The organism is Asanoa sp. NPDC049475 (assembly GCF_040676915.1).
Taxonomy (GTDB): domain Bacteria; phylum Actinomycetota; class Actinomycetes; order Mycobacteriales; family Micromonosporaceae; genus Asanoa.
In genome coordinates this window covers 622,524-639,931 of sequence record NZ_JBFAPY010000002.1, presented here as the reverse complement: position 1 = coordinate 639,931, position 17,408 = coordinate 622,524, and the positions used below count along the sequence as shown (strand labels likewise).

Genomic DNA, 17,408 nt, shown 5'->3' with positions numbered 1-17,408 from the left:
GGTGCGGTTGACGACCGGGTCCGTCAAGCGGCTCTGGACCGATGTCGCGGTGCGCCGGGCCGCCCGCGCGGCGGTGGTGGCGCCCAGCGTCTTCGCGATCGGCCTCGAGGGCATCGGCAACGTCGCCATCGGCACGTTCGCTGCGATCGGCGTGTTCTGCCTGCTGCTGCTCGTCGAGTTCGGCGGGCCGATGCACGAGCGGATCGAGGCCGAGATCGGGCTGATCCTGGCGGGCGGCGCACTGATCGCGGTCGGCACGCTCATCTCGCGGCACGTCTGGTTGGCCGCCCCGATCACCGCGCTGATCGCGTTCGCCATCCTGTTCTCCGGCGTGGTGAGCTCGGTGCTGGCCAGCGCCAGCATCTCCCTGCTGCTCGCGGTGATCCTCGCCGTGTCCCTGCCGGCCGGCCCCGACCAGGTCATCCCGCGCCTCGCCGGCTGGGGGCTGGCGTCCGGCGCCGCGCTGCTCGCGGTCCGGTTCCTCTGGCCGGCGCCGGCCCGGGACCCGCTGCGCCCGCCAACGGTGGCCGCCTGCCGGGAGCTGGCCGGCACCCTGCACGCCGGCGCGGCGATCTGGCGCGGCGGGGGGCTCTCCGACGAGCGGCACCAGGCGCTGATCGACCGGGCCGACGAGACGGTCACCGCGCTGCACCGCGCCTTCCTCGCGACGCCCGTGCGCCCGACCGGCCTGTCCACCTCTGCCCGCACCCGCGTGCGGCTGATCGACGAGCTGACCTGGATCCGCGACGTCGTCCGGCACCCGACGGCGCGCAGGGTGAGCACCGAGGCCGCCGCGGCCGCCAAGGAGGCCGCCGGTGACGTGCTCGACGAGGCGGCGACGCTGCTCGAGCGGCCCGAGACGTCGCCCGACGCGCTGCACGCGGCCCATCGCCGGCTCGACGCGGCGCTGAGCCGGTTGGGCCGGGAGACCACCGCGGCGCTGCCGACCGGTCGGATGGCCACGTTCGTCGACTCCCTCGCGCCGAGCTTCCGCGTGCAGGAGGTCGCGTACGCGATCCGCCTCGTGGCCCGTGACGTCGAGCTGAGCGTGGCCGCCGAGCGGCGCACCTGGGTGCAGCGCTTCCTCGGGCAGCAGCCCGGCGGGCTGGCCGGGCCGCTGGCCACCGCGCGCGACCGGGCCGTGGCGCACCTGGAACGGCACTCGACCTGGCTGCACAACAGCCTGCGCGGCGCGGTCGGGGTGGCCGCGGCGGTCGTCGTCGTGCACTACACGGACGTGCAGCACTCGTTCTGGGTCATCTTCGGCACGCTCGCCGTGCTGCGCTCCAACGCGCTGGCCACCGGCCAGAACGCGGTGCGGGCCATCCTCGGCACGGTCGTCGGCTTCGTGATCGGCGCGGTGATCCTGATCGGCATCGACACCGACCTGACCGTGCTCTGGTTCCTGCTGCCGGTCGCCGTGCTGATGGCCGGCATCGCACCGGCGCTGATCTCGTTCGCGGCCGGGCAGGCGGCGTTCACGGTGACGCTGCTGATCCTGTTCAACATCATCCAGCCGGCCGGCTGGCAGCTCGGTTTGATCCGGATCGAGGACATCGCGATCGGGGTGGGCATCAGCCTGCTCGTGGGGCTGCTGCTCTGGCCGCGCGGCGCGCGCAAGGAGCTGCGCAGCGCCCTCGCGGACGCGTACTCCGACAGCTCCCGCTATCTCCACGCGGCCATCGGGTACGCGGCCGAGTGCTGTGACGGCACCGCGCTCCCACCGGTGCCGGCCGCCGAGGCACAGCGGGCGCTGGCCGCGTCCCGGCGGCTCGACGACACGTTCCGCACGTACCTGTCCGAGCGCGGCGCCAAGCCGATGCCGCTCGCCCAGATCACCAGCCTGGTCAACGGCGTGGCCGGCCTGCGCATCGCCGCCGACGCGGTGCTCGACCTGTGGCAACGCGGCCGGCCCGCGGCGGGCGACCGCAGCGCCGCCCGCTCCCTGCTGCTCCGGACGAGCCGGGACGTCGAGAACTGGTACGCGCGGCTCGCCGACAGCATCAGCGGCGACGGCCCGACGCCGGCGCCCGCCCCGCCCGACCTGGTCGCCGACGGTCAGCTCGCCGACGCGGTGCGGCAGGACCTGCGCAGCGGCGACGAGGGCGCGACCTCGACGGCGGTGCGGGTGATCTGGACCGCCGACCACATCGACGCCGCCCGCCGGCTGGAGGTGAGCCTGGTCGAGCCGGCCCGGCTGGCCGAGGCGACCAAGCCCCACGCGGTCACGGGTTGAGCAGCTCGTCCACCATCGCGCTGCCGAACTTGCCGGCCGGGTCGACCCGGTCGCGCAGGGCACGGAAGTCGGCCATGCGCGGATAGAGCCCCGCGACGTCGGTGGTCGCGAAGCACTTGCCCCAGTGCGGCCGCGCACGCAGCGGCAGCAGCGCGGCCTCGATGTCGGGCAGCAGCGCGTACACCTTGTCGGCGTCCTTGACCCAGGTGAAGTGGATGCCGACCACGTCGGTGCCGTAGGCGGGACTCAGCCAGAGGTCGTCGGCGGCGACCGTGCGGATCTCGGAGATCTGGAGCACGGGTGCGATCCGCGGGCCGAGGGGCCGCAGCGCCGCGAACGCCGCCGGGACGGCCTGCCTCGGCAGGAGGTATTCGCTCTGCAGCTCCTCGCCTCGGCTCGGGGTGAAGGCGAGGCGGAAGTGCGGGAGCCGCTCGTGCCACGGGCCGGGCGCGCCCCGCTGGCCGGTGACCGCCTCGGTCGTCGCGCCGGCGAGCATGTGCACCGGCTCGTCGGCCGCCGCGACTCCGAAGAGCGTGGCCGGCAACGTGCCCCGGCTCTTCAGCCAGACCTGGGCGATCCGGTCGGTGTCCCACTCGACGAACAGGCTGACGCTGTACGCCGCCCCGGTCAGGGCGTCGAAGTCGGTGTCGAGGAGCGACCAGGGCAGGTCGCGGTAGACCGCCTGCCGGACCAGATAGGACGGCTCGATGTCGAGGGTGACCCGGGTCACCACGCCGAGCGCGCCGAGGGCGACCACGCTGCCGGCGAAGTCCGGCTCGCCCCGGGAGACGCGACGCAGGGTGCCGTCCGGACCGATGATCTCGACCGCGCGTACGCCCGCGGCCAGCGACCCGGTGCGGTCACCGGAGCCGTGCGTGCCGGTGGCGACGGCGCCGGCGACCGAGATGTGCGGCAGCGACGCCATGGCCGCCAGTGCCCAGCCCCGCGCGTCGAGCGCCACCGCGACCTCGCCGTAGCGGGCGCCGCCGCCGACCGTCGCGGTGCCGGCGGCCTCGTCCACGACGAGGTCCATCGGCAGCCCGGCGGTCGACAGCAGCAGCCCCGGTGTGTCGGCGAGGCCGGTGAACGAGTGGCGGGTGCCCAGCGCGCGCACCCGCTCGGCACCGGCGACCAGTTCCCGTGCCTCGTCGACGGTCACGGGACTGGCCAGCCTGGCGGCGCCGTACTGGTGGCTGCGTGCCCAGTTGAACTCCATGGGCACCAAACCTAATCGCCTCAGCGGCGGCTCTGGAACCGGGAGGCCAGGCCCTGCGGGTCGGGACCCGGCTGGGCCGGCTTGGCGCCGTCGACCCGGGCGGCCAGGCCGTGCGGGTCGGGAGCGGGAGCGACGGTCGTCGGGCCGTCGGTCCGGCCGGCCATCCGGTTCTGGAGGTATTCGGCGCCCGCGCGGTCGTCGGCGGTGGGTGCGGCGAGCACCGCGTAGACCAGGCCGATGACCACCAGGATCACGGCGAGCACGATCGGCACCAGCAGGTTGGAGGCGGTCGCTCCGGACAGCGAGCCGCGCTCCTCGTGGAGTTGGGCCGACATCGAGTACATGCCGGTGAAGTGCATGCCATTGACCGCCACGCCCATCACCAACGCCGAGCCGATGACGGCCAGCGTGCCTTTGACATTGGTCGCCAGCCACAGTGCGACGGCGGCCGCGACAACGGCGATAGCGATCGAGAGGGCGACGCGCGTGGTGTCGTAATGGACGTCGGCATTGAGCCGCATCGCGGCCATTCCCGTGTAATGCATCGCCGCGACACCGAGCCCGGCGACCACCCCACCGATGATCACCTTTACCAGCATGGGCCGGCCCGTCCCGGCGATGAACAGACCGATGCCGACCATGACGATCGCCAGCAGCGCGCTGGCCGCGGTAAGACCGATGTCGTAGCGGATCGGAGCGCCGGTGACGGAGAACCCGAGCATCGCCATGAAGTGCATGCTCCAGATGGCGGTGCCGCCGATCGCCCAGGCGGCCAGCATGAGCCACCAGGACCGCTGTGCGGTGCCGTGCGCTTCGCGCGCCCGCTGGGCGCAGATCAGGCCCAGTACCGAACCCAGCACCGACAGCGCGTAGCTCAAGGCCGGGGTGATCCAGCCATACCCGAATTGGTCTATGTGCGCCATTATTCGCTTCCGTTGTCCCGGCGTCTGGTTGCGAGATCAACAATGTCCTACCAACGGGACGATGACCATGACACTTTCGGCCATAAACCGCTGGGTAGCGTCAAGATGACGGGACGAGGGCCGTCAATGCGGTCCGCTGTGTCCGGGTCAGCCGGGGTATGGCCCGGTAACCGCTGTCCCGCTCCCGGCGAATTACCACCGGTCCGGTCAGGTCGGCGCGCCGAACGGCGTCGTGCAGTGCTGTGTCGACCCGGGTCCCCGGCCAGTCGAGTGCGGCACTCAACGTGGCCGGCGTCAGGGCGACGCCGGCGTGCACGAGCGCGGCCGTGACCGTCACGACGTCGGCCACGGCGGCGTCGGACGGTCCGCCGGACATGTCGTCGCCGAGCCGGCCGAAGAAGCCCGCCATCTCGGCGAGCCGCACCCCGGCCGGGGAACGCGGGCCGAAGACCGCCGCGCCGCGGGCCGCCGCGTCGGCCCAGACCAGGTGCGCCCGCGCGCTGGTCTCCCACGACCGCAGCCAGACGTCGTCGTCGACCACGTAGCGCTCGCGCCGGCCGGTGCGCTCGCGGCGCACCAGGTCGAGGGCCGTGAGGTAGCCGACCGCCTTGGACACCGACGCCGGACTGACCCGCAACCGGTCGACGAGCTCGCCGGCGGTGAGCGCCCCGGCGTCGGTGGTGTAGAGGCAGGAGAGCACCCGGGCCACCATCCGCGGGATGCCGGCGGCGGCCAGGATCGCGGCGAACTCCTCCACGAATGCCCGCCGCTCCTCCGCGTTGTCCACGGTGGCCGGCTCGCCGGAGCCGAGCGGAGGCTGCTGCCGGCGTGCCCGCCCGGTGGTCGCCCGATGCGCCCGGTCGGCGGCGTAGCCGCGCGGGCCTCCGTTGCGGGCCACCTCCCGGGTCACCGTCGAGGTCGGCCGGCCCAGCCCGCGGGCGATCTCGGCGTAGCCTTCGCCCTCGGCCAGCCCGGCCGCGATCGCCACCCGCTCGTCGTGGGTGAGCCGGCCACCGGGCATCGCGACCTCCGTTGCGTTCACCGTCAGCCCATTGCAACGCCTGTTGCGTTTCCGTCCATCGCCATTGCAATGATTGCCGAATCCTGTTGTCAGCAAAGGACTTTACCGTTGACGGTGCCGTGAACGAAACCTACTGTCCGCCGGTATGACAGTCATCGACGTCGACCGCCTCCGGATGCGCTACGGCGCGGCCGACGTGCTGCACGACGTGACCTTCCGGGTCGACGCGGGCGAGACGCTCGCCGTGCTCGGCCCGAACGGCGCCGGCAAGACCACGACCATCGAGATCCTGGAGGGCTTCCGGCGTCCCTCGGCCGGCCGGGTCGCGGTGCTCGGCACCGACCCCGCGCAGGGTGGCGACGCGTGGCGGGCACGGGTCGGCATCGTCCTGCAGAGTTGGCGCGACCACGGCAAGTGGCGGGTCGGCGAGCTGCTCGACCACCTCGCCTCCTACTACCCCCGGCCGTGGCCGACCGCGGACCTGCTGGCCGCCGTCGGCCTCACCGGGCAGGCCGGGCAGAAGATCCGCACGCTCTCCGGCGGGCAGCGACGCCGCCTCGACGTGGCGATCGGCGTCGTCGGCCGCCCCGACGTGCTGTTCCTCGACGAGCCCACCGCTGGCTTCGACCCGGTCGCCCGCCGCGAGTTCCACGACCTGGTCGCGGGGCTGGACACCACAGTGCTGCTGACGACGCACGACCTCGACGAGGCGGAACGGCTCGCCGATCGGATCGTCATCCTCGACCGCGGACGGGTGGTCGCCGACGGGACGCCGGCCGCGCTGGCCCGGGAGATCGTCGGCGCCGACGAAGTGCGCTGGCGCCGCGACGGCCGACGGTTCCAGGAGTGGACGCCGGACTCGACGGCGTTCGTCCGCGAGCTGTTCGCCGCGCACGGCACCGCGATCGCCGAGCTCGAGGTGCACCGGGCCTCGTTGGAGCAGACATACCTCGCGCTGGTGCGCCACGCGGAGGTGGCCTCGTGATCGCGTTGCGCGCGGGCTGGCGCCGCGGTCTGATCCTGCTGCGCCAGTCGTTCAGCAACGGTGCCGAGCTCTTCGCGCACCTCTTCTGGCCGCTGCTCATGGTCGGCGCCGCGGTCGCCCTGCGCGGCCGCGACTTCGGTGCGTTCTCGCTCGGCGCGCTGGCGGTGCCCGGCATCCTCGGCATGAACGCCGCGTTCGGCATGGTCTCGCTGAGCCAGCAGCTCACCGCCGACCGTGAGGACGGCACGCTGCTGCGCGCCCGGGCGACCCCGCAGGGCATGCCGGCGTACCTGATCGGCACCCTCCTGCTGGTCGGCGGCGGGCTGCTGGCCGACCTCGCGATCTTCCTGGTGCCGGCGGCGCTGCTGGTGCCGGGTCTGGTCACCGGCGGCGTCGGCACCGCCGCGACCGTCGCCGGCCTGCTCGCCCTGGCCCTGGTGGCCACGCTGCCGCTGGGCGTGGTGCTCGGCGCCGCGTTCGGCACGGCCCGCGCGCAGGGCCTGCTCACCCTGCCGATCCTCGGCCTGGTCGCCGTCTCCGGCATCTTCTACCCACTGGCCGCGCTGCCCGGCTGGCTGCAGGCCGTCGGCCAGGCCTTCCCGGTCTACTGGCTCGGGCTGGGCATGCGGGCGGCGCTCCTGCCGGACGCGGCCGTGGCGGTCGAGCTCGGCGACTCGTGGCGGCACGCGGAGACGGTCGGCGTGCTGGCCGCCTGGGCGGTGGCCGGCCTGCTGCTCGCCCCGGTGGTGCTGCGCCGGATGGCCCGGCGCGAGTCCGGCTCGCTGGTCGCGGCCCGCCGGGATCGGGCACTGCGCCGGGTCGGCTGAAAAATCCTGGTGCGCGCGGACCCGGTCACACGATAGGAAACAGGGCGTGCCTCAACTGCTGCCACCCACCGTCGACGTGCACCGCTCGTTCCTCGCGGCCATGGCCGAGTTCCAGGCCGAAGGGCGCGGCTCCGCCGACGACCAGACGATGATCGGCTACGAGATCCGCGAACACGGCGACCGTTGGGCGGATCCCGCCGTGTTCGCGGACTACGTGGCCGGCCTGCGGGCCGACGCGTTGGAGGAGACGCCGCGCCGGCCGGGTTTCGTGCCCGCGACCACGCTGTGGTTCGTCGAGGGCGACGCCTACCTCGGGCGGCTCGCGATCCGGCACCGGCTCACCGACGGGCTGCGCGAAGGCGGCGGGCACATCGGCTACGACGTGCGGGCGGCGGCCCGGCGTCGCGGCCACGCCACCGCGATGCTGCGCGCGGCGCTGCCTGTCGCCCGTTCGCTCGGCATCGCGTCGGCGTTGGTCACCTGCGACGTCGACAACGTGGGCTCACGCAAGGTGATCGAGGCCAACGGCGGCGTGTTCGAGGACGAGCGCGCCGGCAAGCTGCGGTTCTGGGTGCCGACCGCGCCGGTAGGCTCGACCCCCATGATCTACAAGCTGCTGGCCACCGCCGAGTGGCGTGCCGCCGAGGCCGCCGGGGTCTACGAGGGCTCCGACTTCGACCGCGGCGACGGGTTCATCCACTTCTCCGGCGCCGACCAGGTCGTCGAGACCGCCGCCCGGGTGTTCGCCGGGCAGACGGGCCTGACCCTGCTCGCCGTCGACGCGGACGTGCTCGGCGACGACCTACGCTGGGAGGTCTCCCGGGGCGGGGCTCTCTTCCCGCACCTGTACGCACCGATGCCGCTGACCGCGGTCGTCGCCGCCATCAACCTGCGCGACGACATCCCGGTCGACGAGGCGGTGGCCGCGGCCCTCCCGTGAGGGCCGCGACCACCTCTGTGCCTACGAGACGGTGAACGGCACGGTCACCGTCGACTGCCACCCCTGCGCGGCGGTGGCGTCGACCCGTACCGTCGTCGACGCGTTGCCGATCGCGTTCCAGAGCTCCAGCCGCGCACAGCCGCCGTTCATCGCCGCGAGAGTCCCCGACGACGAGCGCAGCCCGGCCGACTGGCTGTAGGTCTCGGTGCCGACGACCGGGTCCGTGGCGAAGTAGTTGTAGGTCTCGACCCGGCTGTAGGCGCCCGTGCCGGACGGGTCGTACGAGATCCGCGCCTGCACGCCCTGTGCCACCGCGCCGCCCGCGTCGACCTGCAACGCGAACGCCGTCGCGCCGCTGACCGGGCCGCGCAGCCCGCACAGCGTGAAGGTGGCCTGGTTGTGCGGGGTACCGTCCCAGTTGCCGTTGGCCGCGGCGAGGGTGACCGTGGTCGCGCCGGCACCGGCCGACGTGGACAGCAGGCCGCCTGACCGCACGAAGAGCCGGTTGGATCCGACCGGCGGGTTGCTGGTCGGCGGGTTGCTCGTGGGCGGGTTGCTGGTCGGCGGGTTGCTCGTCGGCGGGTCGGTCGGCTCGCCTGTCGGCGGGTTCGCCACCCCTCCTCCCCCGCTCCAGGTGAAGGCCCCGGTGGTGGCGGTGCGTCCGGCCGCGACGCTGAGAGTCCGGCCGTCGGAGAACCGCACCGTCACCGGGTTGGCGGTCACGTTGGTCGCCACGTACGTGCGGGCGCCGTTCTTGCTGAACACCGCGTACAGCGGCGTGTCCGCGGTGACGGTGGCATCGACGGTCCCGAGGGCGGCGACGTTGCGCACCCAGTGGAAGGTGTGCGCTCTGCTCTCCCCTTCTTCGACGGGATAGCTGGGGTTGGCCCGCAGCGCGGCCAGTGCCGCGTCACCCGCTCCCCCGGACCCGAGGGCACGGAACGACCAGAGCACGTCCTGCCAGACGGTCGGCTGACCGCCGTTGTTGCGTACCAGCTCGTCCCAGTTGGTGTTCACATAGGACGGCCGCTGGCCGAGGTAGAGCGAGCCACCCGTGACGGGCAGCAGGTTGATGCCCTGGATCATCTCCGGCTCGCCGCTGAACCACGTGGCGTACGCGCCGCCGTCGCCCCAGACCATGCCGACCGTGCTGTGCCCGAAGGCCGCCGGATAGTTGGTGTCCGACGAGTCGAACCAGTACTCCTGGATCGCCTGGGCCTGCGTCGTGTAGATGAACAGCCCGGCGTCGCGGATCGCGGTGTTGCCGGTGGCGATGCCCCACTGGATCAGGGCGTTGGCGAAGTTCATGCCCTCCGACGACGACTCCTGGTTGTTGCCGGCGCCGAACGCGGCGTGCCCGGAGGCCCAGTCGTGTCCGGCGTAGATGTCGAAGTCGCGCAGGAACGGGAACATCGGGTCGTTGCGCTGCCAGCTGTTCGCGTCACGGATGAGCAGGTTGACCATCGCGCCGTACTGGGACTGCGCCGCCCACCCCGGGTCGAACCTGGCGAGGGTGGCCGCCGCCGCGATGAAGTAGCCGTAGTGGAAGTGGTGGTCGTTGAGCTCGGTGTCCGAGCCGTACGAGGCCGGGAACCCGACCAGCGTGCCCCAGGCGGCGTCGTACGCGAAGACGCGCTGGGTCTTGCCCGATGACGCGGTGAACCAGTCCGTGAGCCGGGTTCGGATCGCGGCGAGCATCCGGTCCCGCTGCGCGGTGCGGCCGAGCTGGTCGGCGATCTCGGCGAGCCGGGCGGCCCGACCGAGTCCCTTGCCGGTCCAGTAGGTGTCGTTGCCGAAGCCGGCGAGCGGGTCGCTGTTGGCCGCCTGGTCCAGCAGGCCGCCCAGGGTGGCCAGGTCGGCGCCGGTCGACGTGGCGACGGCCGGGACCTCGGGCAGCACGCCCGTGAACTTCGTGGCGGTGGTGAACGAGCTCACGCCGACCAGGGTCCGCATCGGCCCGCGGGCGGAGACGTACGTCGGTGTGATCGGCGTGCCGGCCGCCAGGTTCTTCCACTGGTGCGGGTAAAGGCTGACCACGGTGCCGCTGCCGCTGCCCTCGCGGGCGGTGGTGGCGAACGCGTAGGTCGCGTTGACGGTGCTGGTGGACTGGTTGAACGACCAGCTCACCGTGGTGCCGGTGACGTGCCGGTGCGCGTAGGTCGCATAGCTGTCGGCCAGCGCCGTGCGTTCGGCGGCCGGCGTCGACGACGTGGTCGGCAACAGCGCCACCGACAGGTAGCCGCGACCGGCCAGGGTGGACGTGATGGTGGTGCCGCTGACGGTCCAGGTGGCCCCGGCCGGCGCGAAGGCGACGTAGTCGTGGCCACGCATGGTGAAGCCGACCCGCGTGCCGCTGTTGACCCAGACGGCCGGCGTGCTCGGGAAGCTCAGCACCGCGTTGCCTCCGGTCACTTGGGCGTACACGAACGGCAGCCCGTGCCCGATGGTGGTGCGCAGGGTGCGCCCGTTGCCGGACCAGTAGGGCGAGACGGTCCAGTCGGTCCAGCCGTCGACCTTCACGTCGGGCGAGCTGAGCCCGGCGACACCGAGGGTGAACTCCCGGCTGTACGGGTAGTGGTACTCCCCCACGGTCGTCGGCGTGCCCGAGACGGTGGCGGTGGTCGTGTAGGAGACGCCGAGGCCGTCGGCGGCGGGCTGGAACGACATCGGGTGCGCGTGCAGCGGTGCCGAGTACTGGCAGCCGACGTTGTCGCGCTTGTAGAGCAGCGACGACCACCAGTCGTTGGTCGGCACGGCGCCGGCGGGCGCGTTGGCGGTGACGTAGAGGCGCGGGTTGGCCGAGACGCCGGCGCAGGCGACCGGTGCGGCGGCGCCGGCCGGACGGCTGGTGGCGTAGCTGCCGGCGCCCAGGGGTGCGGCGCCGGCCCGGTCGATCATCGTGAAGGAGAGAACCGTGGCGACGAGCGCCACGGCCAGGACGACGGCGGTCGCGCGCCATCCTGTGGAAAGCGTTCTCATGGTGCCTCCGGGGACGGTCGGGGGCGTTCTGTTGCTGAGCAGGTCACCAAACCCAGCGGCAGATGTCAATGGCTTCTCAGTGAGCGAGAGAGCGCTCTCACACCTGGGGACGTCGCCTGCGGAGGACGGCTGCGATAAGCAGGGCCAGACCCGCCGCCTGGGCGAGGGCACCCAGGGCGCTGGTCGCGGTCAACCAGACCGGCAGCTCGGGCAACGTGCCGCCGCTGTAGTCGGTGCCGCGCGCCCACTCCTCCGCGATGCCGTCCCACCACCAGGACAGGGCCTCGGTGGCGGCGAGCACGGCGAAGCCGGCGATCGCCACGCCGGCCGCCCGACCCAGCCGGCGGCGCAGCCGGACCGCCAGCACGAGGCCGACCAGCACGATCGTGGGGTACGCGAGATCCAGGATCACCTTGCCGCCCCGCCGAGGTCGACCGGGCCGTCCTCGCGGACCGAAATCTGGTGCTCGCTCCGCCGGTGACCGCCGAGAATGGACGCGGCCAGCAGCAGCATGCCGGCCACGGTCAGGAGCTCGAGGACCGTGCCGATCGGGGCCGCCCACCGCACGAAGCCGAGGACCACGTCGTGGTCGGCGTCCAGGATCGGACCCAGCCAGAGCACCATGATCGTGGTGCTCGCGACCAGCGCGACGAGCAGCATCGCCAACGCGCCGGAGGCCATCCGTTCCTGGCGCCGCCGGGACAACAGCACCAGCCCGGTCACGAGGACCAGAGCCTCAGGTAGGGACTCCAGCACCAACGACGTCAACACCGCTCTCCCCGTGACAGTCCTGAGTAGACGGAAAGCCCGGACGATCATCGTCCGGGCAGGCGCTCATCATAGGGCGGCCACCGTGCCGCGCGCCGTCCCGTTGATCATCGACTTCGGCGAGCCACCGGCCCACCTCGCCCGCTCCCCTGGCGGCCAGGCGTAGCGTCGGGGGCATGAGGATCGTCATCGCCGGCGGCCACGGCCAGGTGGCCCGGCTGCTCAACCGCCGGCTGGCCGACGCCGGCCACACGCCCGTCGCCATCTTCCGCGACGCCGCGCAGACCGCCGACGTGGTCGCGTCCGGCGCGGAGCCCGTGGTGCTCGACCTGGAGAAGACCTCTCTGGATGCCGTCGCGGAGGCGCTGCGCGGGGCCGACGCCGCCGTGTTCGCCGCGGGCGCCGGCCCGGGCAGCGGCCCGGCCCGCAAGAAGACGGTCGACCGGGACGCGGCGATCCTGCTGGCCGACGCGGCCACGGCGGCGGGCGTGCGCCGCGTCGTGCTGCTGTCCGCGATCGGCGCCGACGACTTCGACCCGGCCCTGGACGACGACTTCGAGGTCTACCTGGAGGCCAAGAGCGCAGCCGACGCGGACCTGCGCCGCCGCGACCTGGACTGGACGATCCTGCGACCGGACGGCTTCACCGACAAGCCCGGCACGGGCAAGGTGACCGTCGGCGAGACCGTTGCCCGCGCGAGCATCCCGCGGGCGGACGTGGCCGCGGTGATCGCGGCGGTGGTGACCGGCAACCTGGCGGTGCGCCGCCAGTTCGAGGTCACCGCCGGCGACACCCCGATCGAGACGGCGATCGCCGCCCTCTAAGCCGGCCCTGAACCAGGCACCCGCCGCTAGGCCGGCGCCGGGCGCGCCGGCGGGTCGACCGACGACTCCACCGTCGGCGGGTCGTCCGGGTCGGGCTTGTCCTCGTCCTCGTCCGAGGGCTCGTCGGCCGGCTCCGTGCCGGGTGGCTCCCGGTCCGGGGTCGGTTCACCGGTCGGGTGGTCGGCCAGATAGCGCACCGCCGTGTTGGCCACCGCGAGGATCGGCACCGCGACCAGACCACCCACGATGCCGCCGACCACGATGCCCGTGGCGATGGCCAGGATGACCGACAGCGGGTGCAGCGCGACGGCGCGACCCATGATCAGGGGCTGGAGCACGTGGCCCTCCAGCTGCTGCACGCCGATCACGATGGCGAGCACGATCAGTGCGCTGATCGGTCCCTGGGTGACCAGTGCGACCAGCACGGCCACCGCGCCGGTGACCGTGGCACCGACCACCGGGACGAACGCTCCCAGGAAGACCAGGGCGGCCAGCGGCAGCGCGAGCGGGATCCGCAGCACCGCCAGGCCGATGCCGATGCCGACCGCGTCGACGAAGGCGACCAGGACCGTGGCCCGCACGTACGACACAAGCGTGTGCCACGAGTAGTGACCAGCCCGGGCCACCGGCACCCGGGCGCCCCTCGGCAGCAGCCGGCAGAGGAACGTCCAGATCTGCTCGCCGTCCCGCAGGTAGAAGAACAGCGTGAACAGCGCCAGGAAGAACCCGGTGACGACCTCGCCGACGGTCGTGGCCGTGCTCAGCGCGCCGGTCGCGAGGCTGTCGCGGTTGTCCGTGAACTGCCGCTGCAACTGCTCGATCGCGTCGCTGACCTGGGCCTGGGAGATGTGCAGCGGGCTCTGGGCCAGCCACTTCTGCACCTCGTCGATGCCCTGGCCGACCTGGTCCGAGAGGTTGTCGAACTGGGAGATGAAGGTCTGCACGATCAGGCTTAGCCCGCCGAACACGACGATCAAGCCGCCGATCAGCACCAGGGCCGCGGCCAGCGACTTGTTCATGCCGCGCCGCCGCATCGCCGCCGCGATCGGCTCCAGCAGCGCCGCGAGCAGGATGGCCACGACGACCGGGATGAGCACGACCCGGAGCAGACCCATCACCCGCAGCAGCAGGTACGCGGCCGCGACGAAGAGGACGATCCGCCACGCCCAGGCGCCCGCGACGCGTACGCCACGGGGAATGCCGTCGTCGACGGTGGGTGCATTGTCGACCAGCACGACCGGCGTCTCGCGAGGCGCCAGCCGCTGCGGGGGTGTGAAGGGTGGCGGCCCGCCGCGCCGCCCGGCGGAGCTCAGTGTGCTGCGCGCCCGCGAGCGGACGGACTCGACCCATGTCATGCCGCCAGCGTTGCCCATCCGGGCCAGCCCGGAAACCCCGAGGGTGCGGTCGACCGCACCACTGCTGGGCGGACGGCCCGGTCGTGCCGGCGCCTGCCGGCGGCGAGGCTGATCGGCATGGATGATGACGCACCGGTGATGGCGGACGGCCTGGGACGGCGGTACGGACAGCGGCCCTGGGCCCTGCGAGACGTCTCGCTGGCCGTGCCGGCCGGTCAGTTCGTGGCGGTGATGGGCGCCACCGGCTCCGGCAAGAGCACGCTGCTGCACTGCCTGGCGGGGCTGGACCGGCCGACGGCGGGCCGGGTCCGGTTGGCCGGCCGGGACATCACCCGGCTACGGGAGGCGGCGCTGACCCGCCTGCGCCGTGACCGCGTCGGTTTCGTGTTCCAGTCCTACAACCTGCTGTCGACGCTGACCGTCGCCCGCAACGTGCTGCTGCCGGCCCGGCTGGGTGGACCGCGGGTCAGCCCGGCCGCGCTCGCGGCGATGCTCGACGCCGTCGGCCTCGGCGGGCTCGCCGACCGGCCCGTCGGTGACCTGTCCGGTGGGCAGCGCCAGCGGGTGGCGGTGGCCCGCGCGCTGATCACCCGTCCGGCGGTGGTGTTCGCCGACGAGCCGACCGGCGCGCTCGACCCGACGACCGGCGGCCAGGTGCTCCGGCTGCTGCGGGCCGCCGTCGATCGCGACGGGGTGACGGTGGTGATGGTCAGCCACGACCCGCTCGCCGCCGCGCACAGCGACCGGTTGCTGCTGTTGCGGGAGGGGCGGCTGGTGGCCGACACCCGCACCCCGGATGTCACCTCGATCGCGGCGATGGCGTCGTGAGGACGGGGATCGCGGCCCAGGCGCTGCGCGCGCACCGGTGGGCGTTCGCCGGCCCGGCCAGCACCCAGCTCGTGGCCGCCATGGTGCTCAGCGCGACGCTGACCGTCCAGGCTTCCGTGGACGGCGTTCCTGAGCTGTCGGAGACCCTGACGGCGTTTGCCCTGATCGCCGTCTACCTGACGATCCTGCTGGTCGGGGTGACGATGAACGCGGCGATCGCCCAGCAGGCGCGGGACGTCGCGCTGCTGCGTGCCGTCGGCGCCACACCGGCCCGGATCCGGCGTGCGGTGGCACTGGAGGCGGCCGTGGTGGCGGTGCCCGCCGGGATCGCCGGCTATCTGCTCGGGCTGCCGGCCGGCTGGGCCTGGCTGGGCAGCCTGGTCGACCACGGCCTCGCACCCGTCGGCGCGCGGTTCACGCCCGAGCCGCTGCTGCTGCCGCTGATCCTCGCCGTCCTCGTGGTCACGTCGGCGATCGGCGCGCTGGTCGCCGCCGTCCGCCCGGCGCGGGTCCGGCCCGCGGTCGCGCTCGCCGACGCGGCCACCCGCCGGCACCGGTTCACCGCCGTCCGGGCCGGGCTCGGCCTGCTGCTGGTGGCCGGCGGCGGCACGCTCTCGGTGTCGATCGCCGATCTGCCGGGCGACGCGGCCGACGACGCGGCGTTGTTCGTCATGCTCGCGCTTTGCGTGGGCGTCGGGCTGCTCGGCCCGTTCGTGCTCCGGTCCTCGGTCGTGCTCGGTCGCCCGCTGCTCGCCCTCGCCGGTGGCACCGGTCGGCTGGCCGCCGACAGCGTGGCGGTGCTGTCCCGGGCACTGTCCGGCGCGCTGGTGCCGCTGGTGCTGACGGTCGCGTTCGCCGCCGTGAAGGTGGCGGTGCACACCACGACCGCGCACGTGACCGGCCGGGAAGGTCCGGCGGCGGAGGCCTGGCTGGACTACTCGGGCACCACGGTCTACTGCCTGTTCGCGGCCGTCGCGGCGGTCAACACGTTGGCCACCGTCCTGGTCGGCCGGCGCCGGGACCTCGCCCTGCTGGAGCTGGCCGGCGCGACGCGCGGGCGCGTGCTGGCGGTCGTGGTCTGCGAAGCTGGCATCGTGACGGTCACCGGGCTGGTCCTCGCCGCCGCGGTGGCGGGCGTGACCCTGGTGCCGATGGTCCACGTGCCCTATGTGCCGGCCGCCACCCTCACCGTCGGCGCGCTCGCGACCGCCGTCGTCGTCGCCGCCGGCACCGTGCTCCCGGCCGCGCTGCTGACCCGGCGCCCGCCGATCGGAGAGATCGGGTGAGCGCGGTGCTGCTCGCTCCGTTCGCGGCGCGCACCTGGCGCGAGATGGCGTACGCGCTGGCCAGCCTGCTGCTCGCGGCGCCGGCCGTGCTGGTGCCGGCGGCCCTGCTGGTCGCGGCGCCGATGGCGCTCACCGTCGTCGGGCTGCCGCTGCTGGTCGGGGTGCTGCTGCTGGCCCGGCAGCTGCCCGGCTGGTTCGGCTTCGTGGCCCGCCCGCTGCTGGGATGGGACCTGTCGGCGCCGCCGCCGCTGTCCGGCCGCACGGCGGTCGCCCGGGGCCGCGAGGTGCTGACCGACGGGCGGGCGTGGCGGGCGGCCGTGTACGCGTTCGCCAAGGCGCCGCTGGCCGCCGTCACCGCGTACATCACCCTGCTCGGCACGGTTTTCGGGGCTCTGCTGCTGACCTCGCCGCTGTGGTGGGAGGCGGGCACCCGGGATCTGGGCCTGCCGGGCGTCGACAGCCGGCCCGAGACCGGCTACGCGGCGGCGGTCGGCGCGGCCGCACTGCTGCTGTGCCCGTGGCTGCTGCGCGGACTGGTCGCGGTCGACCGCAACCTGGCCCTCCTGCTGCTCGCGCCCGGCCCCGCCGAACGGCGGATCGGCGAGCTGGTGACCAGCCGCGCGGCGCTGACCGCCGACGCCGCGACGACGTTGCGCCGGCTCGAACGCGACCTGCACGACGGCACCCAGGCCCGGCTCGTGGCGCTGGGAATGACGCTGGCCCGGATCGAGAAGCGGCTCGACCCCGCGGACGGTGACGTCAAGGATCTCGTCGGCGCGGCCCGGTCGACAGTGACCGAAGGGCTCGACGAGCTGCGCGAGATCGTCCGTGGCATCCACCCGCCCGCGCTGGACGCCGGGCTGCCGACGGCGCTGCGCACCCTGGCGGCGCGTAGCGGCCTGCCCGTGTCGCTCTCCGTGGACCTCGACCGGCCTCCGCCGCCGGACGCCGCGACCACGCTCTACTTCACCGCCGCCGAGCTGCTGAGCAATGCCGCCCGGCACGCGAACGCGACCACGGTGCGGCTCTCGCTCACCAGCGCCGGCGGCTGGTTACGGTTGGTCGTGACCGACGACGGCCGCGGGGGTGCGGCACCATCGCTTTCGGGTACGGGCCTGCGGGGGCTGGTCGCCCGCGCGGGCGCGCTGGACGGCCGGCTCGAGGTGGCCAGCCCCGACGGTGGACCGACCACCGTGACCATGAGCCTGCCGGCGGCCTGA

At 73.6% G+C, this 17,408-nt stretch carries 15 protein-coding genes and 1 pseudogene; 9 read left to right on the top strand and 7 right to left on the bottom strand.

The window, feature by feature from the left end; translation table 11 throughout:
- Position 1: 1 nt before the first annotated feature.
- Positions 2-2,236 (top strand): FUSC family protein, encoded by a 2,235-nt coding sequence (locus AB0J88_RS09170; protein WP_364346765.1) that lies wholly within the window; start codon positions 2-4, stop codon positions 2,234-2,236.
- On the opposite strand, the gene AB0J88_RS09165 is transcribed toward AB0J88_RS09170, so the two are convergent.
- The 3 genes from AB0J88_RS09165 to AB0J88_RS09155 all read right to left on the bottom strand — a co-directional run bounded on the left by AB0J88_RS09165 (position 2,226) and on the right by AB0J88_RS09155 (position 5,417).
- On the bottom strand, positions 2,226-3,452 hold the full coding sequence (locus AB0J88_RS09165) for an FAD-binding protein (RefSeq protein ID WP_364346767.1): 1,227 nt from the start codon (positions 3,450-3,452) through the stop codon (positions 2,226-2,228). The two genes, AB0J88_RS09170 and AB0J88_RS09165, sit on opposite strands and share 11 nt — an antisense overlap.
- Before the next feature lie 20 nt (positions 3,453-3,472).
- Positions 3,473-4,375 carry an MHYT domain-containing protein gene (locus AB0J88_RS09160; protein ID WP_364346769.1) on the bottom strand — a complete coding sequence of 301 codons (903 nt, stop codon included), beginning with the start codon at positions 4,373-4,375 and terminating at the stop codon, positions 3,473-3,475.
- 100 nt (positions 4,376-4,475) lie between these two features.
- Positions 4,476-5,417: a helix-turn-helix domain-containing protein gene (locus tag AB0J88_RS09155; protein WP_364346771.1), complete on the bottom strand. Its 942-nt coding sequence runs from the start codon at positions 5,415-5,417 to the stop codon at positions 4,476-4,478.
- A gap of 124 nt (positions 5,418-5,541) precedes the next feature.
- On the opposite strand from AB0J88_RS09155, the gene AB0J88_RS09150 reads away from it, so the two are divergent.
- The 4 genes and pseudogenes from AB0J88_RS09150 to AB0J88_RS09135 all read left to right on the top strand — a co-directional run bounded on the left by AB0J88_RS09150 (position 5,542) and on the right by AB0J88_RS09135 (position 8,148).
- Positions 5,542-6,381, top strand: a complete 840-nt coding sequence (locus AB0J88_RS09150) for an ABC transporter ATP-binding protein (protein WP_364346773.1) — start codon at positions 5,542-5,544, stop codon at positions 6,379-6,381.
- Positions 6,378-7,208, top strand: coding sequence for an ABC transporter permease (locus AB0J88_RS09145; protein WP_364346775.1), 831 nt, complete (start codon positions 6,378-6,380; stop codon positions 7,206-7,208). The genes AB0J88_RS09150 and AB0J88_RS09145 overlap by 4 nt, the downstream gene beginning before the upstream one ends.
- 46 nt (positions 7,209-7,254) lie before the next feature.
- Positions 7,255-7,788, top strand: a pseudogene (locus AB0J88_RS09140) (GNAT family N-acetyltransferase); the annotation flags it as partial.
- 21 nt (positions 7,789-7,809) lie between these two features.
- A complete protein-coding gene (locus AB0J88_RS09135; protein ID WP_364737859.1) occupies positions 7,810-8,148 on the top strand; it encodes a DUF952 domain-containing protein in 339 nt (112 codons plus the stop codon).
- A gap of 21 nt (positions 8,149-8,169) precedes the next feature.
- Here AB0J88_RS09135 and AB0J88_RS09130 read toward each other — a convergent pair whose 3' ends face one another.
- The 3 genes from AB0J88_RS09130 to AB0J88_RS09120 all read right to left on the bottom strand — a co-directional run bounded on the left by AB0J88_RS09130 (position 8,170) and on the right by AB0J88_RS09120 (position 11,898).
- Positions 8,170-11,127: a glycosyl hydrolase gene (locus tag AB0J88_RS09130; RefSeq protein ID WP_364346777.1), complete on the bottom strand. Its 2,958-nt coding sequence runs from the start codon at positions 11,125-11,127 to the stop codon at positions 8,170-8,172.
- A 97-nt stretch (positions 11,128-11,224) separates the two neighbouring features.
- Positions 11,225-11,539 (bottom strand): hypothetical protein, encoded by a 315-nt coding sequence (locus tag AB0J88_RS09125; protein WP_364346779.1) that lies wholly within the window; start codon positions 11,537-11,539, stop codon positions 11,225-11,227.
- Positions 11,536-11,898 (bottom strand): hypothetical protein, encoded by a 363-nt coding sequence (locus AB0J88_RS09120; RefSeq protein WP_364346781.1) that lies wholly within the window; start codon positions 11,896-11,898, stop codon positions 11,536-11,538. Before AB0J88_RS09120 ends, AB0J88_RS09125 begins: the two co-directional genes overlap by 4 nt.
- Positions 11,899-12,071: 173 nt before the next feature.
- On the opposite strand from AB0J88_RS09120, the gene AB0J88_RS09115 reads away from it, so the two are divergent.
- Entirely contained in the window at positions 12,072-12,719 is a 648-nt protein-coding gene (locus tag AB0J88_RS09115; protein WP_364346783.1) for an NAD(P)H-binding protein, read from the top strand.
- A gap of 26 nt (positions 12,720-12,745) precedes the next feature.
- Here AB0J88_RS09115 and AB0J88_RS09110 read toward each other — a convergent pair whose 3' ends face one another.
- Complete coding sequence (locus tag AB0J88_RS09110; protein ID WP_364346785.1) at positions 12,746-14,074, bottom strand: AI-2E family transporter; 1,329 nt, start codon at positions 14,072-14,074, stop codon at positions 12,746-12,748.
- Positions 14,075-14,212: 138 nt separating this feature from the next.
- Here AB0J88_RS09110 and AB0J88_RS09105 point away from each other — a divergent pair, with 138 nt between their 5' ends.
- Genes AB0J88_RS09105 through AB0J88_RS09095 form a run of 3 tightly spaced genes read left to right on the top strand, consistent with a single transcriptional unit; the run spans position 14,213 to position 17,408 of the window.
- Positions 14,213-14,902 (top strand): ABC transporter ATP-binding protein, encoded by a 690-nt coding sequence (locus AB0J88_RS09105; RefSeq protein ID WP_364347542.1) that lies wholly within the window; start codon positions 14,213-14,215, stop codon positions 14,900-14,902.
- On the top strand, positions 14,899-16,188 hold the full coding sequence (locus tag AB0J88_RS09100) for an ABC transporter permease (protein ID WP_364346787.1): 1,290 nt from the start codon (positions 14,899-14,901) through the stop codon (positions 16,186-16,188). Before AB0J88_RS09105 ends, AB0J88_RS09100 begins: the two co-directional genes overlap by 4 nt.
- A complete protein-coding gene (locus AB0J88_RS09095; protein WP_364346789.1) occupies positions 16,185-17,408 on the top strand; it encodes a sensor domain-containing protein in 1,224 nt (407 codons plus the stop codon). Before AB0J88_RS09100 ends, AB0J88_RS09095 begins: the two co-directional genes overlap by 4 nt.